Genomic DNA, 22794 nt, shown 5'->3' on the forward strand with positions numbered 1-22794 from the left:
ACCCTCGATAAAGAAATTCCAACGTTGTTATCCCCATTTAGATTTCACTTGCGAATCAACGAGCCAGCGCCAGTCACCCGAGGGTGGCTGGCGCTGGTGATCATACCGTTATACGACTGTCATTTGACCGGCATAAAGCACGAAGTAGCGCAGCAGCAGGATCCCCACCAGGGTCAGGCTGCAGACCAGTACCAGATAGCCGTTTTTGGCCCGCAGCGGTGCGGGAGCCAGCAGGGCCAGCAACTGGGGCAGCAGCATGCCGATGCCCACCACCCCGAGCCAGAACACCTGAGCCCAGAAGCCGCTGCCGATGGCGGCCCACATGGCTGCCTCCTTCTGGCCGCCACCGAAGTAGAGGCCGGTAAAGAAGCAGACCAGCAGCAATACCTCCACCGCCAACACCGGCCGCTCAAAGCGGTGGACAAAGCTCACCCCCTGGCTGTGATGGTTCTCCTTGAAGAGCGTGACCGCCAGCAAGATGGTGGAGGCGATGCCGGAGCTGACGCCGGAGATGAGGAACAGCACCGGCAGCACCGGGTTGTTCAACAGCGGATAGGTCTTGAGCGCCGACAGCAGAAAGCCGGTGTAGGCCCCCAATAGCACGGCAAGCAGCAGCAACAGCGGCGCCAGCAGCCGCTCGATGCGGGCAAGCCAAGCGATGAGATCATCCACAAAGGCGAACTTCTCTTGCAGCAGGTGACTGCGCAAGGTTTCGATCTCGGAGCGAAACACCACCGCCAGCCAGGCGAACAGCACCGCCATGTAGACCTGGAACAGCATGACCCCCATGGACATCACGGAGTCGAACTGATAGTGGAACATCAGCTTCCAGAAGGTCCAGGGGCGGGCCAAGTGGAAGATGAGGATCAGTAACCCCAGCACCACGCTCACCGGCGCCAGAATGGCGGTCGCTTTGATGATGCCGCTCTCGCTGCCGGCCCCCTTGCAGCGCAGCAGCACCGAGAGGGGGGTGGCCCCAGCGGAGATGCCGAGCAGAAAGAGATAGATGGCGATGGGCCAGTCCCAGACAAGGGAAGGGAAGTGAAATGCGTCATGCAACATGATCCATTCCTCCTTCTGTGACTGCGGTAGATGGCGATCGGACAAATCCCCACACGAGGGAAGAGAAGTGAAATGCCGCTTGTATGGTCATGGCGTTATCTCCCCTTTGGGCACGCGGTACATCTTGGGCGAGGTGCCGAGTGCCTGCTTGTAGCGATAGGTAGTCTCCTTCACCAGCCGTTTGGCGATGGGGCTGTCCGGATCATCCAGATTACCGAACACCAGTGCCTTGGTGGGGCAGGATTCCACGCAGGCCGGCTCCTTGCCCGCCGCCAGGTTGGTCTTGCGGCAAAAGTCGCATTTGTCCGCCACTCGGGTGACCGGGTTGATAAAGCGCACCTGATAGGGGCAGGCGGCGAGGCAATACATGCAGCCGACGCAGAGATCCGCGTCGACATCGACGATGCCATCCTCCTTGCGAATATGGGAGGCGCCGGTCGGGCAGACGTGGACGCAGGGGGCGTTGTCGCAGTGCTGGCAGGACTTGCGAAAGAAGTGGTACTCGGCGTCGGGAAATTCCCCGATGGGGCCTGAGCGGATGATCTCGAGGCGCGAGACCCCTTCTGGCACTTTGTTCACTTCCCGGCAGGCATCCATGCAAGCGGTGCAGCCGATGCAGGCCGTCTCATCGTGGATCATGCCATAGCGGACCCCGTCTATGGTCTGGCTGTGGGCAAGGGGGGTGGCAAGGGTGCGAGTCGGCCCCGTCATCATGATAAGGGCCCCTGCGCCCATGCCCGCCATAAAGTCACGGCGAGAGCAGCTCATGATGCCTCCTTGCCGGTAGCCGATTTGGACTGCTCCTGCCGGGCCTTGCTGGCCTCATGCTGCTTGCTGTGACAGTCGACGCAGAGCTTGATGCGGGATTTTTCCGGGATCGCCACCATGGGCTCCTTGACCGGATGCAACTGGTGGCAGCTGGTGCAGGTGAGCTTGGTGGCGTGCACATCGTGGGCCCAGAGCGTCTCTCGAAGCTCTTTGGGCTCGTGGCAGCTCATGCAGACCCCGTTCTGCTCGGCGATGGGGTAGCTCTCGGTGCTTTGTTTGTTATTGAAGCTGTCGCTAAAGCGCATCACATCCTTGACCCCTTCCCTGTGCTGGGGGGAGGGCTGGCCGTGGCAGTTGGTGCAGGTGACAGGTGCCAGGTTGTTGGGATTGGTCGCCTGACCATGCTTGCCGTGCATCCCCTCGCTCTGCTCCTTGTGACAGTCGGTACAGGCCTTGTCGGGATTGCGTAAAAATTCCACCTCATGTGTAGCTGGAACAGGGGCTGCTGCCGGCTCGGCCGCCTGACCCTGCAGGCTGGTGAGCAGCATGGCTGCCATCAGCATCAGTCGTAAAAAATCCATCGTTAAATCACCCATAGGAAGCCTCCATCCGCTGCGGGCCCGACTTGGCGCCGAGCCTGCAGGCGCCGTTACTGTGCCAGCCGTCCGGCCGCTTTGGCCTCGGCATCCCAGGCGGGGACCGTGGCCTTGAGGAACTGGGCCTTGTCGCTGTTGAACTGCTTCATATCCATGCCAAGGGCGGCTTGCGCTTGCTCCTTGGTGGAGATGTCGGGGATGGCGATTTCGTGGCTGATCCCCTTGCTGGCCAACAGGCGCGCCAGCTTGGTGCGGGCGTCAGCGGCTTTATCCAGCGCGCTGCCAAGTACCTTGAGGGCCACTTCGGGGGCGTGCATCTGCACCCCGTGGGAGGCGATGGCGTAGTCCCAGCGCCACTGGGCGTGACGGATGTCCTGCAGAATATCCTTCATCTCTGCCTCGGTGGCGCCGGCATCCCAGGCCGCCTTGGCTTCAAAGTGGGCGTGTACCAGCTGCTTCTCGACCTTCAGCTTGGTTTCGATCACCGCCTCTTTGCGCTGCTTGACGATCCCTTGCAGCATCTCCTTGCTCTGGGTATGACAGTTGCGGCAGGTCTGCTCGAAACGATCGAAGGGGTTCCCCACTTTGTGATCCGTGTAGACCTTGCCCTGCTCGTTCTGCACCTTGGGCATGTGGCAATCGACACAGGCGACGTTGTTCTGGCCGTGAATGCCGGCGCGCCAGGTTTCGTACTCGGGGTGCTGGGCTTTCAGCATGGGGGTTTTGGAGAGGGCATGAGTCCAGTCGGCAAAGCCGATTTCATCGTAATAGGCCTCCATCTGCTCCACCGTGGTGCCCTTGTCCCAGGGAAATTTGACCGCCTTGGTGGGGCCGCTGAAGTAGTACTCCACGTGGCACTGGCCGCACACCTGGGACTGCTGATCAAAGCGCCCCTGCTCCTTGAACGGCTTGCCGATGGCTGTCATGGCCCGATCGGCATAGGGACGGGAGAGGTGCAGGGCCGGTTTACCCTCCTTGAACTCCTTCGAGGCGGTGTCGTGGCAGTCGGCGCAGCCGATGGTGTTGACTACTTCCGGCCCGCCCTTGGCCCACATCCCTTTGAAGTAGCCATCCTCACCCTGCTCGTCGATGACGCGGGCCACATCCGGGCCTTTGCAGCTCCAGCAGGCCATGGGCAGGGGGCCATCTTCGGCTGTTTTCGGGGCGCCGGTGCGCAGGGTTTCGCGCACATCGGTCAGGGCATAGAAGTGACCGCGCGGCTTGTTGTAATCCTTGGAAAAGGGGTAACCGCCCCACAGCACCACCATGTTGGGATCTTCCGCCAGCGCATCGGTGCGTTCCTTGCTTTCGCTGGTGGCTTGCCAGCTGGTGAACTGATCGGCGTGATCCTTGGCGAACAGCTCGCTGCGCGCCTCGATCTTGCCTTTGGGTTGCGTGTCATCGGCTGCCTGTGCCCAGCCGCTGGTGCCAAGGCTGGTAGTCAGCAGCAGGGCGGCGAGGCCCAGCTTGATCTGTCTGTTGCGTGAACTCACGATCATCACTCCCTAATCGATCTCATTGCCAGACCTGACAGTTCCATCCTGGATGTGGGCATTGGTTCGCCCCCGCCAAGCAGGAGCAGGCAGGCCGCTTCATTGTTATTAGTGAATAAAACCCATGTTTTTATGCGATTGCTCGAGTTGGATATTACCAAATGGGTAAAAAGAATGATGATTTATCAGAGGGGGGCTTGCGCTAGATCAATTACCGAGAGCACCAACAGACAGAAATGAGATCCCGGTTAAATTATTAAGAAAGTCAGAATATTGGAAGTGTAATGAGTCTCTGTGGCGGGACGGAGCGACACCTGAGGTATGCCTGTGTTATTTGGCAAGGCATGCAGGGTTATCTGTCATATCAATTATCTATTTATGGGTATAAAAATAATAAATGAATAAATATTCTTTTTTTGATAGGGCTGTCGGTTACAGTCTGTACGGGCCGGGCGTTCCGCCGATGGGCGAGATGGTCGGCAACATCAATGAGAGAAGCCGGCAATGCGGGCTCCTCTCAGGTCTTATCGTGATCAGATACTGTTTGGGTTGCAGCCCCAAAGGCATGGTGGTGAACCAACGAATACCCCGGCTTCGGGGTTTACACCAGCGGATATGGTCACGCTCATCTTATGCCAGAGCCTGGGCCAGCAGATGAATGGGATGCTCGCAGCGGAAGCTGGTGCTCATCTCGATCTGCCATTTGCAGGTCTCGCAATCGGTGATCACCAGATCGGGGGAGAGGCGGTTGATCTGATCAAACAGCCCCTCGCCGATGGTCTGGCTGGTCTGGTAGTTCTCCGACTTGAAGCCGTAGGTGCCGGCGATACCGCAGCACTGGGACTCCAGTACCGTCACCTTGACCCCGGGAATGGCGCGCAGCAATTCGAGGGTGTAGATGACGCCGCCCATCTTCTCCATGTGGCAGGGGGTGTGGTAGGCGATGTGCAGATTGAGCGGCTTCATCGCCGGTTTGTTGCCCTTGTAGAACTCGTTCCACAGGAAGCGGGTTACCAGGGAGATGCGATCCCGCACCTTGTGGTTGTCCTGCTCCAGCAGGTGGGGGTATTCGTCCCGCAGGGTGAAGCCACAGGTGGAGGAGGTGGCCAGCAGCGGCATCTCATTGCCCAGCAGGGAGTTCTCCATCTGCTTGATATTAAAGGCCGCCTGCTGCTTGGCCTTGTCCATGAAGCCGTTGGCAATGAGCGGTACGCCGCAGCACTTCTCCCGCTCCAGCAACTGCACGCCGATGTTCATGGCGTTGAGCACCTGCACCAGCTCCTTGCCAAGCTGAGGATGGTTGTAGTTGACATAGCAGCCGTGGAAATAGGCTATTTGGCGCTCATAACGGGCCTGCGCTTCTTTTTGCTTCTTGTACCAGCCGCGGAAGGTGCCCTGGGAGTATTTGGGCAGATCACGGTGGGATGAGACCCCCAGCGCCTTGTCCAGCACCAGCTTCATCGGCTTGAGGCCGGTGGTGAAGTTGACCACAGGCGCCATCAGGGTAGACATGCTGCCCATCAGATCGGTGTGGGAGAGTACGAACTCGCGGATCCCCGGTTTGAAACCGCTGTACTGATGCTTGGCCTTGGCAATGATGTCACCGATGCGCACCCCGCTCGGGCAGGCTACTTCGCAGCGCTTGCAGTTGGTGCAGTGCTTGAGGGCGCTGTCAAAGAGCTCCGGGCTCTTGATCCGCAGCCGCTCGCCATCCGGGCCCGCCTGTTTCGGGCCGGGGTAGGCGGGGTTGGCCTTGGCCACCGGGCAGTAGGCGGTACAGACGGTGCATTTGATGCACTGATCGAAAGTTTGGTTGGCGTGATCCAGTAGCATGTCAGTTCTCCTCCCGTAGGGTGTGAAGGCACGGGATATGGGACAAATAAATCATTGGGCGGCGCCCAGAATATGGCCGGCGGCCTGCCAGCCGGTGGCAACGGCGACACCTGAACCTGACCCCTCCTTGATGGGGTCATAGTGAGCCAGCACGCTGCCAGCGCCGTAGAGGTTGGCGAGCGGCTTGCCGCCACGCAGCACACGCAGCTTGTCGTCGGTCTTGACTCCGAAACCCATAAAGGGGTGGTGGTCGAACAGGCGACGACCGGCCCAGGCGTCGCGCTCCTCCAGACTCAGCACATCGGCATCGAAGATGGGTTCGCGAATGCCGCGCAGACGGGACTCCAGACCGCGGCTAAAGAAGCTGCCGGAGGCGAGCACGAAGTTGTCCGCTTCAAACAGCTGATCATCGCCATTCTGGGTGTGTACGCCGACCACCCGATCCCCCTCGTAACGGGCGCCCAGCACCCGCTCGCTGGTGAGGAAGGTGCCGCCAAGGGCCATGAAGCGGCGCTTGAGCGCCTCCTGCATCCGCATCCCGATCAGCGACGGCGGCATGGTCGCCACCTCCTTGATGGTGCAGCCGGTACGTTGCTCCAGCTCCGCCAGACGCGGGCCAACCAGCCCCAGCGACAGGCAGGCTGGTAGCACGATATGGCGGCAGTCGGGCACGCCGCTCTCCTGCACCATTCGACTGATCTCGCTGGCCAAATCGGCCACCAGATGGTGCTTGTCACAGAGGCGCGCGATGTCGGCAGAGCGAAACTCATGGGGATTGCGGCTGAATTCGGCCAGCTGGGGCAGGCGGATCTCGCCAGTCAGAATGCGGCAGTGGGCGAAGCGCGGATGGGTCGCCAGATTGGCCGCCGCCAGTGCCGGATGAAAGTCGCGAAAGCCTTCGAGAGTGGCCAGCAGCAGTACGTCCGGGATCGGCGCATCGGTGACGCAGGCACAGGTATCGGGGGAGAGCCAGGTGCGCTTGAGGGTACCGATGGGAGTCAGGCGCTGGTGATTGGTGTCGTGGCGAACCAGCGGCAATCCCTGCTCGGCGCAGTGGCGCTGCAGATCGGCCAGACTCGCTTCGATATTTTGCATCCCCACCTTGCTGTAGGGGTGATCCGGATGGGCTGCCATAAAGGCAGGCAGCGCAGCGCGGGGATCCCCCTCGCTTTCGAGCAGATCGACCGAGCCGGAGGAGAAGTGCAGGGCACTCTGGCCGGAGGCCATCAGCAGGGTCTTCTGGCCCGCCTCCACCAGCCGCAGGGCAGCCGAGAGTCCCGCCATGCCACCGCCGATAACGATATTGTCAAACTTCATGACGGCTCTCCTTGTGAGTGCTCTCGCTGGTTGAGCCGCGTGGGGTATCGGCAACCAGTTGTGGCGCCGTCCATTCCCCCAGGCCAAACAGCCCCTCGTAGATCCAGTAGGTAAACTCGGCCTCGCGCAGGGCATCGCCCCACAGCACCGGGCGGGTGCCCTTGTAGCGCTCTTCCAGGAACTGGCGCAGCATGACGCAGGCCTGACGGCCGTCGGCCTTGCCGTACTCCTGCATCAGGCCGGCGGCGCGGTAGGCGCAGAGCTCGCCCTGACAGGGGCCCATGCCTAGGCGGGTTCGACGACGCAGATCGATGAGGTTGTCCACATCGAGCTCGCGCAGGGCGTATTCGATCTCTCCCGCGGTGACCATTTCGCACTCGCAGATGAGGGCGTTCGCTTTCGGATTGTCACGGAAGAAGGCGATGACCCGCTCGCCGTGGCGGTATTGGGCCGACCCTTCGGCAGGCACCGAGAGCCCCGGGGCGGAGACCTTCTCCGGATCCCGCGAGCCGGGCAGATTGAGCTCGGCGGTGCGGCAGGGCTTGCTGTTGCCAAGCTTTTTGGCCAGCAGATCGGTGGCCCATTCGGCCATCAGGCGGTAGGTCATCAGCTTGCCGCCGGTGATGGTGTTAAAGCCCTTGAGACCGTCGCGCTCGGCGTGATCCAGCAGCACTATGCCGCGGCTGATGTTGCGGCCGGTGTCGTCACCGTCCACCGCCACCAGCGGGCGAACGCCCGCGTAGGCGCGCAGCAGGCGGGTGCGGGCCATGATGGGGGCAAGCTTGATCCCCTCGCGCAGCAGCACCTCCACCTCTTCGGGTTCGACGGTGAGCTGGTCAATCTTGTTGTAATCGATGCGACTGGAGGTGGTGCCGATGAGGGAGATGGTATCGCCCGGCACCAGAATGTCCGCATCCGCCGGTTTGCGGGCGCGGTTGAGCACCAGCTGGTTGATGCGGTAATCCATAATGAGCAGGGATCCCTTGGCAGGGAACATGCGGATGCCGAGATCGGCGTATTCGCAAATTTGCTGGCCCCAGATGCCGGCGGCGTTGATCACCTCCTGACACTCCACCTCGAACGCTTCGCCGGTGCGGGTGTTGATCGCCTTGACCCCGTGTACCCTATCTTGTGTGCGCAAGAGTCCCAGCACCTTGCAGTGGGTGAAGATGCGCGCGCCGTGCTCTTTAGCGTCCAACACGTTGGCGGCGGCGAGGCGGAACGGGTCGACCGTGCCGTCCGGCACATGGATGGCGCCGATCATCGCCGGGTTGGCGTTGGGCTCCATGCGCAGGGCTTCACCGGGATCGAGCTGGCGGGTTTCGATACCGGCCAGGGCGCAGGCATCCATAAAGGTGGTTTGGAAATTGATGTCATCTTCCGGCAGGGTGAGGAAGAGGCCGCCCGTGTCTTCGACACAGTGGCTGGCAATCCGCTTGAGGATGCGGTTTTCCTGGATGCATTCGCGGGCGGACTCCTGATCCGTCACCGCGTAGCGGGCACCGGAATGGAGCAGGCCGTGGTTGCGGCCGGTGGTGCCGGCGGCGATATCATCGCGCTCGAGCAGGATGCAGTCGATGCCGCGCAGTGCGCAATCGCGCATGATGCCGGCCCCTGTGGCACCGCCGCCTATGATGACGACTTGTGTAGTTATTCTTTTCATTGTTGCCCGTCTCATCTCTTCCAGATGAGGCCAGTGTGGCCTACTTCTGAGTGGAAATGTTTGATATGGGCCAAATTTGCGCTCGCAAACGCTCATTTGCTCGCGCGTTAATGAGCATTATGTGACATTTGTCACGCTTGTTATCGCATCGGTTTGTGGGCTGGTGGCGAATAACAGGCACAAAAAAGGGGCATCGGATGCCCCTTGTCACTGTTTGACGAGTCTGGTGGGTGTGTTAGGGGTCAGCCGCAGCACTTTTTGTGTTTTTTGCCGCTGCCACAGGGGCAGGGATCGTTGCGCCCCGCCTTGAGGGGCGCCGGATCCTGCTCTCCCTCGGTGTAGACCCAGCGGCCCTGATAACGCACGAAGCGAGAGCGCTCATGGAGGCAGTGACGCTCATTCCCTTCCAGAAACCAGGCTTTGAACTCCACCATCCCGGTTTCATCCTCCGGGCCGCCCTGGCTGGCGATGATTTCGAGACCATCCCAGCGGGTTTCGATGCGTGAAAGCTCTTCGGCGGTGAGACCGCCAAGGTGGGCCGGGTGCCAGCTATAGACCAGATACTCCCCCAGACCAAGCACAAAAGCACTGTAGCGCGAGCGCATCAGCTGCTCCGGGGTGTCAGCCACCGCGCCACTGTGACGTAAGCCACAGCACAATTCGAGAGAAAGGGTTGAGCCGCAAGGACAAAGATTCATGATTTTCACGTTCTGGCCGATTTGTTTAAGGGAATTGTAACGAAAGCTGGGCTCGCCCTGCCAGCACCTATACTGATGGGTAAGCAAGGAATTCCAATAAAAACAGCTGCAAGGATGTGAAAGATGACGCTAAAACAGAAAATCCTGTTATTGGGTGCAGTACCCGTGCTGCTGATGGCCCTGGTGGTCAATCTCAGTAACTACATGGTCTCCAAGAGCGACCTGGAGTCTGAGCTGGTGGTGGCGAGGGAGAATGCCATCAAGGAGCGTAAAGCGCTGCTCAGCAGTTACATCATGATGGCCAAAACCGCCGTCGATGCCGTTTATGCACAGCCGGATTCTCCGGAAAATCGTCAGAAGGTCAAAGAGCTGCTCAGGCCGTTGCGTTACGGCAGCGATGGCTATTTCTTTGTCTATGACTTCGAGGGCAATACCATATTGCTGCCTACCCGTGCCGAGCTGGAGGGAAAAAATCGCTGGAACGACAAGGATGCCAAGGGCAAGTTGCTGATCCAGGACATTATCAAGGTGGCCCGTCAGGGGGATGGCTTTGCCGAGTACTGGACGGCCAAACCTTCCATTGGTCGTGATGCTCCCAAGCTCGCCTACAACATTGCGCTCGACAAATACCAGTGGGTTATCGGTACCGGTTTCTATATCGATGACATCGACAACGAGCTGGCGGCCCTGCGCGCCGAGCGCGAAAGCAATATGCACGAGTCGCTGCAGAGCAGTGTGCTGGTGATCTTGCTGATCCTGGGTGTCACCCTGGCGGCGACCGTGATCGTGGGGAATCGGGTTACCAAGCCGCTGGCTGATGCCGTGCTGGCATTGAACGATATTGCCAATGGTGACGGGGATCTCACCCAGCGCCTCAAGGTGCAGAGCGACGATGAGATTGGCCAGCTGGCCAGCGCCTTCAACCGCTTTGTCGAGCGGATCCAGTCGGTGGTGAGTCAGGTTGGCGAGACCAGTAACCATCTCTTCACCGCTGTTGACAAGCTGCACCATCTGAGCGAGCACTATGACCAGCAGATGCATGGCCATAGCCGGGAAACCGATCAGGTGGTGACTGCGGTGACCGAGATGAGCTCCACTGCCCAGGAGGTGGCGGCCAGTGCTTCCAACGCGGCGACGGCAACCAGTGATGCCGCCCGTGAGTCCGACGCAGCTCGTGGTGTGGTCAGTACGGCTATCAACAGCATCAACCGACTGGTGGGGGAGGTGCATACTGCTGCTGGCGTCATCGCACAGTTGGCCCAAGAGACCGCCAAGATTGGCTCGGTGGTGGAGGTCATTCGCGGCATTGCCGAGCAGACCAACCTGTTGGCGCTGAATGCCGCTATCGAGGCGGCCCGTGCCGGTGAGCAGGGTCGCGGCTTTGCGGTGGTGGCGGATGAAGTGCGTTCGCTGGCCGGTCGTACCCAACAGAGCACCAAAGAGATCAATGAGATGCTCCAGCGCTTGCAAGGGGGGGTGAAGCAGGCGGTGGATGTGATGCAGGCGAGCGAGGATCGCAGTCAGGAGACGGTGCAGGAGGCAAGCCATATTGCCAGCTCCCTCGACAGCATGGTGATGGCGGTCAGTACCATCAACGATATGAATATCCAGATCGCTACCGCCGCCGAAGAGCAGCATGCGGTGTCGGAGGAGATCAACAAGAACCTGGTAGCGATCCAGCAGATCGTCAGCGAGCTGACCGACGCAGCCATGGAGTCCAACAGCACCACCCGCGATCTGGCCAATACCGGTGACAAATTGCGCAAACTGGTCTCCCAGTTCCGTTATTGAGCCCGACCATCTCGGTGATATTCACTCAACAATGCGGTCTGAACCCCGGTTCAGACCGCGCTTTATTTGGGGATCGAGCAATAATGTGTGAAAATCGGTGGCCCCAGTTTCAGCCCTTAATCCATACCCTATGAATGAGATCGTGAAAGGCAGTATCGATTTGATCCGTCAGCTCAACTATGGCCTGGTCTATGCCAGTCTGGAGGAGCACAAGGAGCTGTCGCGCACCGATCTCTCCCGCCTGACCGGCCTCTCGCCTGCCAGCATCACCAAGATCACTCGTGAACTGCTCGATGGTGGTCTGGTGGTGACCTGTGGCGAAAGTTCGGTGGGGCGCGGTCGTCGTCAGACCCTGCTGCGCATCAACGAGCGCCGCTTCCAGTTTCTCTCCATGCGTCTTGGTCGTGGTTACGTGGATATGGCGCTGTTCGACTTTTCAGGCCGCTCCCTGGCCCGCCATCGCCACCTCTTTACCGAGCTTGAGCGTAACGACCTGCTGGGCAGCTTAGTACATGCGATCCAGGGGTTCTTGCCGAGAAAGTCCCTCAATCTGGCCTGTATCGCTCTCTGTCTACCCGGACAGGTAGAGCGTCACTCCGGTATGGTCAAACATTTCCCCTTCTATGATCTGCGCAACTGGCCGCTTGGGCCGACCTTGCAGGAGGTGTTCTCGGTACCTGTGCTGGTGAGTGGTGATGTGCGCACCTGGATCCAGGCAGAGCGGGAGTGGGGGGCCGCCAAAAATTGCGCCGATGCGGTGCTGGTGTTTGTCCACAACGACATCGGGGTTGGCATGGTGGTCAATGGCCAGCTCATCGAGAGCGAGAATGCGCTGCTCGGGGATCTCAGCCACCTGCAGCTCGAGCCCTATGGCCAGCGCTGCTACTGCGGCGGCTTTGGTTGTGCCTGCACCCTAGTGACCAATCAGGCGCTGGAGGCGCAATACCGGGATCTGCGCGAACGGATGCAGGAGCACGACTTGCCCGAGAGCGTCACCATCCGCGAGCTGTGCGAGCTGGCGCTGGCGGGCAACGGCCTCTGTCAGGATATTCTCCATCAGGCGGCGGGCCGCCTCTCCAAGGTACTCTCCAATCTCATCTGCCTGCTTAATCCGGGCAAGCTGCTGCTGGGGGGCGAGATCACCCGTGCCGATCGGCTGCTGTTCCCCATGCTGCACCAGTCGCTGGCCAGCCAGTTGCCCGCCGAATATCTGGTTCGGCTGCAGATTGAATCCACCCACTTCTACGAAGATCCCACCAAGCCCACCTCGGTGCAGGTGCACAAGGCGCTGCGCGATGGCAGCCTGTTGCTGGAGCTGCTGCGCAGCTGTCAGGAGTCGTAAGACAAGAGGAGTTGGCGCAGTGTCTGGCGAAAAGGGCAGGGATTGCTGTTCCGCCAGCGCGTAACTCGGTACAATCTTGCGCTTTTCCGGCAGTCCCCCTGTTATCGCGCCCTGTGGCGCCGTGACATGTTGGCACCGCTGCCGTTCCTGTTTTGACTCCAGTTGTGAACCTAGATGAAGCCTGTTCCTGATCACGCCGTCAACCGCCTGCGGGCCTGGCGCAAGAGTATCTCTACCCGACCGTTTCTTGCCCGTGGCGGCACTCTGGCCCGCTGTCCGGCCTGTCAGCTGCGCGAGGATTGGTGTGCCTGCGAGTGGCGCCCCGAACTCAAAGCAGAGGCAGGTTTCTGCCTGCTGATGTATGACAGTGAGCCGATGAAACCCTCCAACACCGGTCGCCTCATTGCCGATGTGTTGCCGGACACTACCTGGGCGTTTCTCTGGTCACGTACCCAGCCCCATCCCGAGCTGCTGGCCCTGCTGGCCGATCCAGCCTGGCAGCCCTATGTGGTCTTTCCCGCTTGCGAGAAGGAGCCTGCCCGCCTGACCGGCGAGGTGACGCTGGCACCGGGTAAAAAACCGCTCTTTATCCTGCTCGATGGCACCTGGCCGGAGGCGCGCAAGATGTTTAACAAGAGCCCCTATCTCGACGGATTTCCGGTGCTGGCCATCAAGCCCGATGCGCTCTCGACCTATGGGATGCGGGTGGCCAACTGCGACGAGCACCTCTGCACCGCCGAAGTGGCGGCCTGCGTGCTGGAAGTGGCGGGGGAGCTCAAGGCGGGGCAGGCATTGCAGCACTGGTTCAATCTGTTCAGCAGACGCTACATGGCCGGTCGGGTCAGCCGTTTCCCCGGTGCCGATGAGGATCATCTATGTGAGGCGCTGGCGGCCATCAAGGAAGCGGAAGTCCCGTCACCCGCGCTGTAACGGGCCCTCTGAGGGTTGGGGCAGGGGCGTGGCCGCTCAAATTAATGAAAATCAGGAATCAATTGGCTGCCACTGTTTCGTTAGATTCATGGTCAGTGGCCCGCTAGGATAGCGGACAGCCTGTGCTCCCCGCACAACGTCGTTTTGGTGTTCTCCGGTTGCCCAACCCCTTAGGGCAACCCACTCTCGTGAGGTCTATGGATGGAATTGGAACTGGTTACCCTGTTTGCCCTGTTCGGTGTAGCGCTTGTCGCCGGCTTTATCGATGCCATCGCCGGTGGCGGCGGTCTGCTGACGGTGCCAGCGTTGCTCGCCACCGGCATGCCGCCCGCGCTGGTGCTCGGCACCAACAAGCTGCAGAGCAGTTTTGGCTCCTTCTCCGCCACCTGGTTCTATGCCCGCAAGGGGCTGCTGGAGTGGGCCATGATCTGGCCTGCGGTGATCTGCACTTTTATCGGTGCGGCTATCGGCACGCTGGCGGTGCAGACCATAGACGCCGCCATTCTCGAGCGCCTGCTCCCTTTCCTGCTGATGGCCTTTGCCTGCTACTTCTACTTCTCGCCGCGGGTAAGCGATGCCGAGAGCTCCCGCCGTCTGACTCCCATGCTGTTTGCGTTGCTGGTGGGGGGCGGTGTCGGCTTTTATGACGGCTTCTTCGGGCCGGGCACAGGTTCTTTTTTTGCCATCGGTTTCGTAGCGCTGGCGGGTTTTGGCATGGCGCGCGCCACCGCCCATACCAAGCTGCTCAACTTCACCTCGAATATCGCCTCCCTGCTGTTCTTTGCGCTCGGTGGCAAGGTGGTGTGGAGTGTCGGTTTTTGCATGGCGCTGGGACAGTTTATCGGCGCCCGCTTTGGCTCCAAGATGGTGCTGAAAAAAGGGGTGAAGCTGATCAAGCCACTGTTGGTGACCGTCTCCTTGCTGATGTCTGCCAAGCTGGTGTGGAGCCAGTATCCGGAGCTATTTGCCTGGATCTGAGTTGCGGGGAGTGTACGACGAATCGGATGTTTACGGGGCCCTTGGGCCCCGTTGTCATATCTGGTGTTTTACAGCGCTAGCGCGGTGTGTCGCTGCAGTGGCGAAAGTGTTGGTGCAGGGCGCTCACCAGCCTGGCGATCCGCTCTCGCTTTAGGCTGTTTGGTCGGTAGACCAGATGCAGGGGACGGCCTAGCCCGGGCAGTGGGCGCGCCATCTCCCCCTGTTCTCCCACCAGCCCCAGCAGGCCAGCGGGGAGCAGCACAGGGCCAATGCCTGCCTTGGCGAGTTCGATGAGCGCCAGATAGGAGTCGAGCTCCATGGTGGGCTCCAATCTCATATCTGCCAGCGGTTCGCGCAGGTAGCGGTTGGAGGGGTTCTCCAGATCCATGGTGAGGATCTTGCGCCTGCTTTCTGCGCTGGCTGGCGGCAGGCTCTGCTGCGCCTCGCCAACCAGATAAAAGGGCTCTTCCAGTAGCAGATCGGCGCCGAGGCCATGGCCGGGTGGGAGCCGACCGGCGCAGATGCCGAGCAGGGCATCACCGCTGCGCACCCGCGCCAGAATGACCGGCGTGTGGTGGGTAGAGAGGGCAAGGTGGGGATCGTGCTCCAGATAGTCGCGCATGAAGTGGGCGAGATAACCCGCCAGCAGGGTTTCGGAGCAGGCGATGGGGAGAGGACTCTGATCCGCCAGATCCTGACTATCGGCAAGCACCCCTTTCATTTCGGCCAGACTCGGGGCCACTCGCTCAAGCAGCTCCTTGGCCTGCGGGGTGAGGCGGATCTGGCGCCCCTCCGGCTCGATCAGCTTCTTGCCGAGGCGCTGCTCCAGCTGGGCAATCCGCTTGCTCACCGCCGACTGGCTGATATAGAGGCGACTGGCCACCTTGGCCATGGTTCCTTCACTTGCCAGTAGGCTCAGCGTCTCCAGCCCTTCCAGTAACATCTCGCCCCCTTGTTTATCGCCATCAGGATCGTCACAGATTGATCAGCGCTACCTTAGGGGCTGACTGGCTCAGGAGCAAGGGTCGTTTGCTGCCTTGGCCGGTCGAATGCGCCATTCGCTCAAGGGCGGCGCGAAGATCACCAGATTGCCGATCAGGCTGATCACCACTCCGGCCACCGAGACCGGCTGCCAGACAAAGCCTTCATAGAAGGTGGAGAGGGTAAGCGCCACCAATGGAAAGAGCACGGTGGCGTAGGAGGCCTTGCTGGCACCGATGCGCCCCACCAGCGTCAGATAGGCGGTAAAGGCGATCACCGAGCCAAACAGGGCGAGGTAGACCATGGCCACCAGATAGTGGCCATCGGTCGGCACCACCAGCTGTTGGCCTAGCAATATGACCCAGCCCAGCAACAGCACCACGCCGTAAACCATGCCCCAGGGCACCAGTTGCAGTACGTGGTAGCCATGGCGTTGGCCCCGTGCCGAGACCAGATTGCCCAGCGAAAAGCAGAGGGTGCCGCCGCAGGCGAGCAGCAGCCCCTTCCAGCCGTTTGCACCCAGTTGCGCATCCGCCAGCACCGGCCAGAACAGCAGCAGGGTGCCAAAGAGCCCCAGCAAGGAGCCTTGCAGCCAGCGCAGGGTGGGGCGCTTGTTCTCGAACAGCCAGAGGTTGAGGCCGTTGAAGATGCTGGCACTGGCAAAGATCACCGCCGACATGCCGCTCGGGATATAGCGGGTGGCGTGGTAGAAACAGAGAAAATTGGTGGAAAAGAGCAGGGCACCGAGCAGCGCCGCATAGCGCTGGCCATGCCACGGCAGGCGCGGAAAGCGGCCGCTGGCGGTGAGCAGGGCAAACAGTGCCACCGCAGCCAGCAGGAAGCGGTAGAGCACCGACACCTCGATGGGGATGGGGCCAAGTTGCCAGGCGATGGCAATCCAGGTGCTGCCCCAGATAAGCACGGTGGCAAGATAGAGCATCAGGTTCATCACTGTTCCGGTGAGTCAGGGAGAGATGACCCACTATGGGGCAAGCCCTGATGGCTGGATTGCACCATCTTGCGGTTTTTCATCGCCCTGCGCTGTCATCTGCGGGCGCGGTCGGTAAGATGGGTGGCAGCGACATAACACTTACACCGGAACAGGCGGCAGGGGCGAATGAAAACAGCAGGGGTATTTGATGCTCTGGTCAGCACCGGCGCCCGGCTGGACGACGCTTGCTGGCTCGAACCCGGGCTTGGCGTCGCCAGTTGGTGCAACTGCTATGACCAGACCCGCTATCACAAGCCGGGCCACCACACCCTGAGCGTCTATCTGCAAGGAGGCGAGCAGACCGAGCGACTCGATGGGCCGGGTGGCCACGGCGGCACCGGCAAGGTGTGCATCATGCCGGATCACCACAGATCCGAGTGGCTGGTGCGCGAAGAGTTTCGCTTCTTTCATCTCTACTTCACCCCGGCTCACCTCACCCGTATCGCCGAGGAGGTGTGTGACAAGGAGGGGCGCCACCTGCAACTGGTGGACAAGACCTTTATCGACGATCCGCAGGCGGCTTCGCTGGTGCAGCGCCAGTTGATGCAGCTTCAGTGGCAGCAAGGGGTCGATCGGTTGGCACTCTCCCACGGCGCCTGGATGTTGATCCTCCACGCCTATCGCCACCACACCGAGGAGGCTCCCGGTCTGCCGCCTCTGCGCGGCGGGCTGGCGCCCGTGGTGATCAAGCGGGTGCAGGAGTATCTGCAGGCCCATCTGGCCGATTCGGTCACGCTGGCAGAGCTGGCCCAGCAGGCGGGGCTGAGCGAGTATCACTTTGCCCGCATGTTCGGCCAGAGTCTCGGCTGCCCGCCCCACCGTTACCTGCTGGGGCTGCGGCTCAAACGGGCCAAGCAGCTGTTGACTGGCCCCGAGCCGCTGGCCAGCATCGCCAGTCAGTGTGGCTTCTCTTCGCAGGCCCATTTCGGTAATCGTTTTCGCGAGGCGTTTGGTTTGACGCCGGGGCAGTGGCGGGCGCAATTGTCATCTTCCCGTCACAGATAAGCCTGAGACTTTGGGCAAAAGAGGTGTACTCTCTACCACTTATCCATTGAAAGGAATGCCCATTGAATTATCGCAAACGTCAAATCCGTACCCGTCACCTTTGGTTCAGCCACTGGAATGCCCCGCAAGATCGCACCGCTGTCGTCACCCCTCCCGAACCTGCAGTGCCTCACAGTTCACGTTGAAAAAGCCCGGCTGCCGATAGGATTTTCCAGTTAACTTTGCCACTATTGCTCAATCTGAGTGACGTGGACATTGCAGGATGTTTCTGGAACGTATTGAAGTAAAAGGTTTTCGCGGTATAAATCGTCTTTCGCTCGGGTTGGATCACACCACAGTGCTGATTGGCGAGAATACCTGGGGCAAGTCGAGCCTGTTGCGCGCGCTCTGGTGTCTGCTGGGGCAAAATGCCGAGCCCTATCAGTTCACCGCCGATGATTTTCACCAACCGGAAGATCCCGAGCTGGCCCCTTCGCGTCATCTGCAACTGGTGCTCACCTTCAGTGAGCACAGGCCACAAATGTGCCAGCATTCTCGCCGTCTGGCTCGTCTTGGCGCCTCCTGGGTGCTGCACAAGGACAAGTTTCATCGCATCCACTATCGTGCCAGTGCCGAGCTGCAAGCTGATGGCTCTGTGCTCACCATTCACGACTTTCTCGACGGGGTGGGCAAGAGCCTGCCTATTGCCAATACTAACGAACTGGTTAGCCTGCTGATCACCATGAACCCGGTGTTCCGGCTGCGGGACGCTCGCAGTGCCCGCAACGGGGTGGAAACCCTGCAGTGGGGAGATCTCTCGGAGCACAGACTCAGTGAACTGGCCGACAAGCTGATCGATGAGCCCCAGCGCATCGGGGAGCCGGAGTTGAAGGAGGCGCTGCAAGCAGTGCGCCAGCTGATGGATCACTATTTCAACGCTCTGGCCCCCATCAAGAACAAACCGCGCAGCCAGCGTGACATCATCAATCGTCCCATGACGTTGCGCAATCCTGGCAACCTGCACACCCTGCTGCGCCATGCCGATAACCGCACCCTGCAACTGGCGATGGCCGGGATGGCGGCGACCCTGCTGCAGGCGCGAGGCAATCGCGAGCTGGAGGAGGGGGCCCGTCCCATCATGATCCTGGAGGATCCTGAGAGCCGGCTGCACCCGACCATGCTGGCGCTGGCGTGGGGGCTGCTGGAACAACTGCCGGGCCAGAAGCTGCTCACCACCAACTCGGGAGATCTGCTCTCTTCCCTGCCGCTCAATCAGGTGCGACGACTGGTGCGCCGTCAGCAGGATATCCTCTGTCACCAGCTGGGGGGCGAGCGTTACAGCAGCGACGATCTGCGCAAGATCGCCTTCCACGTGCGGATCAACCGCCCCATGTCGCTGTTTGCCCGTTGCTGGCTGCTGGTGGAGGGGGAGACCGAGATCTGGCTGCTCTCCGAGCTGGCCCAGATCTGTGGTTACAGTTTGCGGGCCGAAGGGGTGCGGATTATCGAGTTTGCCCAGTGCGGCCAGTCACCGCTGATCAAGGTGGCGCGGGATTTTGGTATCGAGTGGCACCTGTTGACCGATGGCGACGAGGCGGGGCTCAAGTATGCTGCTTCGGCCCGGGGCCAACTCAAAGGGGAGCGGGAACGGGATCGGTTGACTCAGTTGCCAGCCTCTGACATTGAACATTACCTCTATCACAATGGTTTTGAAGCCGTGTTCCGGCGGGAAGCAGGGGTGGGCGGACGAGCCATGTGGAGTGCCAGTCATATCATCAATAAGGCGATTCATCACCGCAGCAAGCCGGGGATGGCACTGGCGGTGGTGGAAGAAGCCGAGCGGCTTGGTGCCGAGCATATTCCTCCCGTGCTGCGTCAGATGTTTGCGCGGGTAGTGGCACTGGCTCGCGGTCAGGTGTGAAGTCGGTGTGATAATGGGCCTGTCGGCTGCATCATGACCTTCGGGGCATCTGCTCATTTTTTGCCGGTCTGTTTGTCGTGATTGGGGATAGCCGCAGGTTTGGGTATACTCGCCCACTCTTCTCTGGCGCCCCGGTGGCGCTCCCGAATTCTTGCTGCTGGAGGCGTCATGTTCGTCCAACTCCCACTTTGGCTCTTTCCCCTTACCGGCTTGATGGCACTTGGTGCCCTCATTGCCCTCGGTATCGTGTTATGGCGCGGTGATATCTGCCCCGGCCAGCGCTCACGCATCACTCAGCAGCTCTTCTCCATCTGGGTCATTACCGCGCTCTCCTTGATGCTGGCGGTAGAGGCCAAGGCGGCCAGTTGGCTGATCTGGAGTGGTGGTGCCGCACTGGTGCTCGGGGTCGGCTTGTCGCTGGCCCAGTCACGGCTGGAGGGCAAGCGTGCAGTCCCCTCAACGCTGCTCTGGCTACCGGCGTTGCCACTCGCTGTTTATGGCTTCGGGCTGCTGCAGCTGCAGGGCTGGGTGAGCGGTTTATTGCAGATGGTGATGCTGGGAGCGGCCTTTGCTCACCTGATGCTGTTGCGAGCCCGTCACCGCCTCAAGGCGTTTAATACTCTTCTGCCGCTGGCTGCGCTGGCGGGCGCCATGGCCAGCCTTATCTGGCTGGCCGTGCTGGTGGGCTGGCAAGGGGCTGAAGCCAATCTCGATGATCTGATCCCGGCGGTGGTGACACAGGCTGCCTTGTTGGTGGCTTCCCTGCTGCTCTGGTTCAGCCCGCTCTACTTGCAGCGTGATACCGCGCCTGTGGTGGTTTCCACTTCCCTATGTGGCCTGCTTATCGCCCAGATCGCCGCTACCAGCGTGCTGTACCAGCTGATCTGACACTGGTACTGAAAAGAGCAAGCCCCGAGCCAAGGCCCGGGGCTTTTTCATATCTGACTCTCGAGAATCAATAGAAGTCATCGGCCCCGCAGATAAACAGGCAACTGCTGCGTGGCTGGGCCAGATACTCTCTGGTCAACCCTTCCAGTGGCATGCCGAAAGTGCAGATATCTTGCGGTGAGGGGAGGGCGGTATCGAGGATCCGCCGCCAGTAGCCGCCAACTCCCTTGGGCGGGCTGGGCAGGTTGAAGGTGAGGGGCTCCCAGTAGGCGTTAAACAGTACGTAAAGGGCCAGTCGGGTTTCGCTTGACAGCGCCGACATGGCGATGGCATGGGAGTGGGGACTGAAGTCTGGCTGCATGGCATTGACTCCGTGCCAGCAGATCTCGCTGTGGCGCAGGATCTCGGTGAGCGACAGCGGCATGCTCTCCTGCTCCGGGCGCTGGAACAGATGTTTGCGATATTGGATCAGCTCCTTCATGAAGCGGAACATCTCCTGGCTGCGGGGAGTTGGTTGCCAATCCATCCAGCAGGTCGCGTTGTCCTGACAGTAACCGTTGTTGTTGCCGTGCTGGGTGCGCAGCAGTTCATCCCCCATCAACAGCATCGGGGATCCCACCGATAACAGGGTTGCCACCATCATGTTCTTGGCTTGGCGCGTGCGCAGGGCATTGATCTGGGGATCTTCCGTTACCCCTTCATGGCCGTGGTTCCAGCTGAAGTTGTGATCACAGCCATCGCGGTTCTGCTCGCCATTGGCCTCGTTATGTTTGTTGTTGTAGCTGGCCCAGTCCCACAGGGTAAAGCCGTCGTGGCAGGTGACGAAATTGATACTCTTCTCGGGATCGGCGTGGTGATAGTGGTAGATGTCGGGGCTACCGCACAGCCGTTCGACAAAGGCGGTGACGCTGTTGTCATCCCCGCGCAGAAACCGGCGTACGTCGTCCCTGAACTGGCCGTTCCACTCACGCCAGCGGGCGCCGGCGAGTGATCCCACCTGATAGAGCCCCCCTGCATCCCAGGCCTCGGCGATCAGCTTGATATCGGCGATCTTGGGATCGGTATCTATGGTGCGCAGGGTCGGGGCATTGGCCTGTGGCTGGCCCGATTCATCCCGCGACAAAATGGCAGCCAGATCAAACCGGAAGCCATCGACGTGCATCTCCTGGCGCCAGAAGTGCAGGCTGTCCATGATCATCCGCAGTACCACCGGGTGTGCGCCGTTGAAGGTGTTGCCACAGCCCGAGTAGTTGGTGTCCTTCTGGTTGTTGTCGAGGATGTAGTAGGCCTCGTTGTCGATGCCGCGAAACGAGAAGGTGGGGCCATCATCTCCCCCCTCGGCGGTGTGGTTATAGACCACATCCAGGATCACCTCGATATTGGCCCTGTGCAACGCCTTGACCATATCGCGAAATTCGGTCAGCGGATCATCGCCACAGGCGTACTGGGCATGGGGGGCGAAAAAGGACATGGGGCTGTATCCCCAGTAGTTGGATAGCCCCCTGGGAGCATCCTGAGGATCGAACTGAAACACCGGCAGCAGTTCAACGGCGGTGACTCCGAGAGATTGCAGATAGGGGATCTTCTCAATCAATCCAAGATAGGTGCCCCGCAATGCAGGATCAACCCCGGAGCTCGGGGAGTTGGTAAACCCCCCCAGATGGAGTTCGTAAATCACCGAGCGGGAGAGAGAGTGAGCAGGCAGTTTGTCTCCTTCCCAGTTGTAGTGGCGGGTATCGACTACCCGATTTTTGGCGCAGCAAGCCATATTGCTGCCGGGGCGTGCAGCCGCCCATCGGTCATAGTTGGGGCCCAGTTCAATACTGCGCCCATAGGGATCGAGCAGAACCTTGTCACCATCAAAGCGGGTGCCACAATAGGGACGCCATGGTCCCTGGATACGGTAGGCGTAGCGTTGCCCGATGGGGAGTCCTTCAATATGGATATGCCAGTAGTAGGCAGTTCGGTTGAAACGGGGGGAGAGGGGAATTACCTCGGGACTATCATCTTCGGCACTGGAGAAAAGCAGCAGCTCTACCCGGCTGGCCAAGCGGGCCCAGATGGCGAAGTTGACGCCGCGGTTGTCGGGTGTCGCCCCCAACTGACGGCAGTGACCGGCGGAGATGCGCATATCATACCTACCCAAAATGAGGAGTGTTCATCTCACTGAGTGTAGTGCCTGGTATGTGGCTTTGACTCTATTGCCTGAAAAAACAGCATGATGCTGCTAATGTCCTCACTCTCTGTCTGATTAATCTACGAATAAACTTTTTTTGAGATATTTACTTGCAATCTGTGCGCTGGCGCCTATTATTGGCGACCTCAGACGCGGGGTGGAGCAGCTCGGTAGCTCGTCGGGCTCATAACCCGAAGGTCGTCGGTTCAAATCCGGCCCCCGCAACCAACTTTTCGTCAGCCTGCGATTGTGTCAACAGTCGAAAGCAGACAAACGCCATCAAGCTACTGCTCGGCTTGAGGGTGACAATTCGGACGCGGGGTGGAGCAGCTCGGTAGCTCGTCGGGCTCATAACCCGAAGGTCGTCGGTTCAAATCCGGCC

18 protein-coding genes and 2 tRNA genes are annotated in these 22794 nt (G+C 60.3%); 9 read left to right on the top strand and 11 right to left on the bottom strand.

All coding sequences use genetic code 11. The features are described from left to right. Window positions 1–108: 108 nt before the first annotated feature. The 8 genes from nrfD to G5358_RS06285 form a co-directional block, all read right to left on the bottom strand. Window positions 109–1062, bottom strand: coding sequence for a cytochrome c nitrite reductase subunit NrfD (gene nrfD, locus G5358_RS06250; protein WP_421323807.1), 954 nt, complete (start codon window positions 1060–1062; stop codon window positions 109–111). 87 nt (window positions 1063–1149) lie between these two features. Then, window positions 1150–1830, bottom strand: a complete 681-nt coding sequence (nrfC, locus tag G5358_RS06255; RefSeq protein ID WP_421323808.1) for a cytochrome c nitrite reductase Fe-S protein — start codon at window positions 1828–1830, stop codon at window positions 1150–1152. Next, on the bottom strand, window positions 1827–2426 hold the full coding sequence (nrfB, locus tag G5358_RS06260; protein ID WP_421323809.1) for a cytochrome c nitrite reductase pentaheme subunit: 600 nt from the start codon (window positions 2424–2426) through the stop codon (window positions 1827–1829). Before nrfB ends, nrfC begins: the two co-directional genes overlap by 4 nt. Window positions 2427–2479: 53 nt before the next feature. Then, window positions 2480–3925 (bottom strand): ammonia-forming nitrite reductase cytochrome c552 subunit, encoded by a 1446-nt coding sequence (gene nrfA / locus G5358_RS06265; protein WP_421323810.1) that lies wholly within the window; start codon window positions 3923–3925, stop codon window positions 2480–2482. Window positions 3926–4549: 624 nt separating this feature from the next. Next, window positions 4550–5752, bottom strand: a complete 1203-nt coding sequence (gene glpC / locus G5358_RS06270) for an anaerobic glycerol-3-phosphate dehydrogenase subunit GlpC (RefSeq protein ID WP_040069181.1) — start codon at window positions 5750–5752, stop codon at window positions 4550–4552. A 51-nt stretch (window positions 5753–5803) separates the two neighbouring features. Next, on the bottom strand, window positions 5804–7069 hold the full coding sequence (gene glpB / locus G5358_RS06275) for a glycerol-3-phosphate dehydrogenase subunit GlpB (RefSeq protein ID WP_159143803.1): 1266 nt from the start codon (window positions 7067–7069) through the stop codon (window positions 5804–5806). After that, a complete protein-coding gene (gene glpA / locus G5358_RS06280) occupies window positions 7059–8732 on the bottom strand; it encodes an anaerobic glycerol-3-phosphate dehydrogenase subunit A (RefSeq protein WP_421323811.1) in 1674 nt (557 codons plus the stop codon). Before glpA ends, glpB begins: the two co-directional genes overlap by 11 nt. Before the next feature lie 242 nt (window positions 8733–8974). Next, window positions 8975–9430, bottom strand: a complete 456-nt coding sequence (locus tag G5358_RS06285) for a YchJ family protein (RefSeq protein ID WP_216953484.1) — start codon at window positions 9428–9430, stop codon at window positions 8975–8977. A 123-nt stretch (window positions 9431–9553) separates the two neighbouring features. Here G5358_RS06285 and G5358_RS06290 point away from each other — a divergent pair, with 123 nt between their 5' ends. The 4 genes from G5358_RS06290 to G5358_RS06305 all read left to right on the top strand — a co-directional run bounded on the left by G5358_RS06290 (window position 9554) and on the right by G5358_RS06305 (window position 14471). Continuing rightward, window positions 9554–11221 carry a methyl-accepting chemotaxis protein gene (locus G5358_RS06290; protein ID WP_103251177.1) on the top strand — a complete coding sequence of 556 codons (1668 nt, stop codon included), beginning with the start codon at window positions 9554–9556 and terminating at the stop codon, window positions 11219–11221. Window positions 11222–11351: 130 nt separating this feature from the next. Further along, entirely contained in the window at window positions 11352–12563 is a 1212-nt protein-coding gene (locus tag G5358_RS06295) for an ROK family transcriptional regulator (RefSeq protein ID WP_164536668.1), read from the top strand. A 174-nt stretch (window positions 12564–12737) separates the two neighbouring features. Then, window positions 12738–13493 carry a tRNA-uridine aminocarboxypropyltransferase gene (locus G5358_RS06300; RefSeq protein ID WP_216953485.1) on the top strand — a complete coding sequence of 252 codons (756 nt, stop codon included), beginning with the start codon at window positions 12738–12740 and terminating at the stop codon, window positions 13491–13493. 201 nt (window positions 13494–13694) lie between these two features. Beyond that, window positions 13695–14471, top strand: a complete 777-nt coding sequence (locus G5358_RS06305) for a TSUP family transporter (protein ID WP_005333472.1) — start codon at window positions 13695–13697, stop codon at window positions 14469–14471. 76 nt (window positions 14472–14547) lie between these two features. Here the strand turns inward: G5358_RS06305 and G5358_RS06310 are convergent, their stop codons facing one another. After that, on the bottom strand, window positions 14548–15414 hold the full coding sequence (locus tag G5358_RS06310; protein WP_421323812.1) for a LysR family transcriptional regulator: 867 nt from the start codon (window positions 15412–15414) through the stop codon (window positions 14548–14550). Between the two features lie 69 nt (window positions 15415–15483). Then, window positions 15484–16401: a DMT family transporter gene (locus G5358_RS06315; protein ID WP_167574347.1), complete on the bottom strand. Its 918-nt coding sequence runs from the start codon at window positions 16399–16401 to the stop codon at window positions 15484–15486. A 168-nt stretch (window positions 16402–16569) separates the two neighbouring features. On the opposite strand from G5358_RS06315, the gene G5358_RS06320 reads away from it, so the two are divergent. The 3 genes from G5358_RS06320 (at window position 16570) to G5358_RS06330 (ending at window position 20236) form a co-directional block, all read left to right on the top strand. After that, window positions 16570–17448: a helix-turn-helix domain-containing protein gene (locus G5358_RS06320; RefSeq protein ID WP_216953486.1), complete on the top strand. Its 879-nt coding sequence runs from the start codon at window positions 16570–16572 to the stop codon at window positions 17446–17448. Window positions 17449–17710: 262 nt separating this feature from the next. Further along, a complete protein-coding gene (locus G5358_RS06325; RefSeq protein WP_216953487.1) occupies window positions 17711–19348 on the top strand; it encodes an ATP-dependent endonuclease in 1638 nt (545 codons plus the stop codon). A gap of 168 nt (window positions 19349–19516) precedes the next feature. Further along, window positions 19517–20236 (top strand): hypothetical protein, encoded by a 720-nt coding sequence (locus G5358_RS06330; RefSeq protein ID WP_151285685.1) that lies wholly within the window; start codon window positions 19517–19519, stop codon window positions 20234–20236. A gap of 67 nt (window positions 20237–20303) precedes the next feature. Here G5358_RS06330 and glgX read toward each other — a convergent pair whose 3' ends face one another. After that, complete coding sequence (glgX, locus tag G5358_RS06335) at window positions 20304–22367, bottom strand: glycogen debranching protein GlgX (RefSeq protein ID WP_421296556.1); 2064 nt, start codon at window positions 22365–22367, stop codon at window positions 20304–20306. Between the two features lie 196 nt (window positions 22368–22563). Here glgX and G5358_RS06340 point away from each other — a divergent pair. Beyond that, a tRNA-Met gene (locus G5358_RS06340) sits at window positions 22564–22640 on the top strand. Between the two features lie 95 nt (window positions 22641–22735). After that, a tRNA-Met gene (locus G5358_RS06345) sits at window positions 22736–22794 on the top strand.

Source organism: Aeromonas sp. 604176 (genome assembly GCF_049170755.1).
Classification (GTDB): domain Bacteria; phylum Pseudomonadota; class Gammaproteobacteria; order Enterobacterales; family Aeromonadaceae; genus Aeromonas; species Aeromonas veronii_A.

What these genes read in the sequence shown, in the direction of transcription:
- nrfD (WP_421323807.1), bottom strand. Translation starts at nt 1,062, where the DNA reads ATGTTGCATGACGCATTTCACTTCCCTTCCCTTGTCTGGGACTGGCCC.
- nrfC (WP_421323808.1), bottom strand. Translation starts at nt 1,830, where the DNA reads ATGAGCTGCTCTCGCCGTGACTTTATGGCGGGCATGGGCGCAGGGGCC.
- nrfB (WP_421323809.1), bottom strand. Translation starts at nt 2,426, where the DNA reads ATGGGTGATTTAACGATGGATTTTTTACGACTGATGCTGATGGCAGCC.
- nrfA (WP_421323810.1), bottom strand. Translation starts at nt 3,925, where the DNA reads ATGATCGTGAGTTCACGCAACAGACAGATCAAGCTGGGCCTCGCCGCC.
- glpC (WP_040069181.1), bottom strand. Translation starts at nt 5,752, where the DNA reads ATGCTACTGGATCACGCCAACCAAACTTTCGATCAGTGCATCAAATGC.
- glpB (WP_159143803.1), bottom strand. Translation starts at nt 7,069, where the DNA reads ATGAAGTTTGACAATATCGTTATCGGCGGTGGCATGGCGGGACTCTCG.
- glpA (WP_421323811.1), bottom strand. Translation starts at nt 8,732, where the DNA reads ATGAAAAGAATAACTACACAAGTCGTCATCATAGGCGGCGGTGCCACA.
- G5358_RS06285 (WP_216953484.1), bottom strand. Translation starts at nt 9,430, where the DNA reads ATGAATCTTTGTCCTTGCGGCTCAACCCTTTCTCTCGAATTGTGCTGT.
- G5358_RS06290 (WP_103251177.1), top strand. Translation starts at nt 9,554, where the DNA reads ATGACGCTAAAACAGAAAATCCTGTTATTGGGTGCAGTACCCGTGCTG.
- G5358_RS06295 (WP_164536668.1), top strand. Translation starts at nt 11,352, where the DNA reads ATGAATGAGATCGTGAAAGGCAGTATCGATTTGATCCGTCAGCTCAAC.
- G5358_RS06300 (WP_216953485.1), top strand. Translation starts at nt 12,738, where the DNA reads ATGAAGCCTGTTCCTGATCACGCCGTCAACCGCCTGCGGGCCTGGCGC.
- G5358_RS06305 (WP_005333472.1), top strand. Translation starts at nt 13,695, where the DNA reads ATGGAATTGGAACTGGTTACCCTGTTTGCCCTGTTCGGTGTAGCGCTT.
- G5358_RS06310 (WP_421323812.1), bottom strand. Translation starts at nt 15,414, where the DNA reads ATGTTACTGGAAGGGCTGGAGACGCTGAGCCTACTGGCAAGTGAAGGA.
- G5358_RS06315 (WP_167574347.1), bottom strand. Translation starts at nt 16,401, where the DNA reads ATGAACCTGATGCTCTATCTTGCCACCGTGCTTATCTGGGGCAGCACC.
- G5358_RS06320 (WP_216953486.1), top strand. Translation starts at nt 16,570, where the DNA reads ATGAAAACAGCAGGGGTATTTGATGCTCTGGTCAGCACCGGCGCCCGG.
- G5358_RS06325 (WP_216953487.1), top strand. Translation starts at nt 17,711, where the DNA reads ATGTTTCTGGAACGTATTGAAGTAAAAGGTTTTCGCGGTATAAATCGT.
- G5358_RS06330 (WP_151285685.1), top strand. Translation starts at nt 19,517, where the DNA reads ATGTTCGTCCAACTCCCACTTTGGCTCTTTCCCCTTACCGGCTTGATG.
- glgX (WP_421296556.1), bottom strand. Translation starts at nt 22,367, where the DNA reads ATGCGCATCTCCGCCGGTCACTGCCGTCAGTTGGGGGCGACACCCGAC.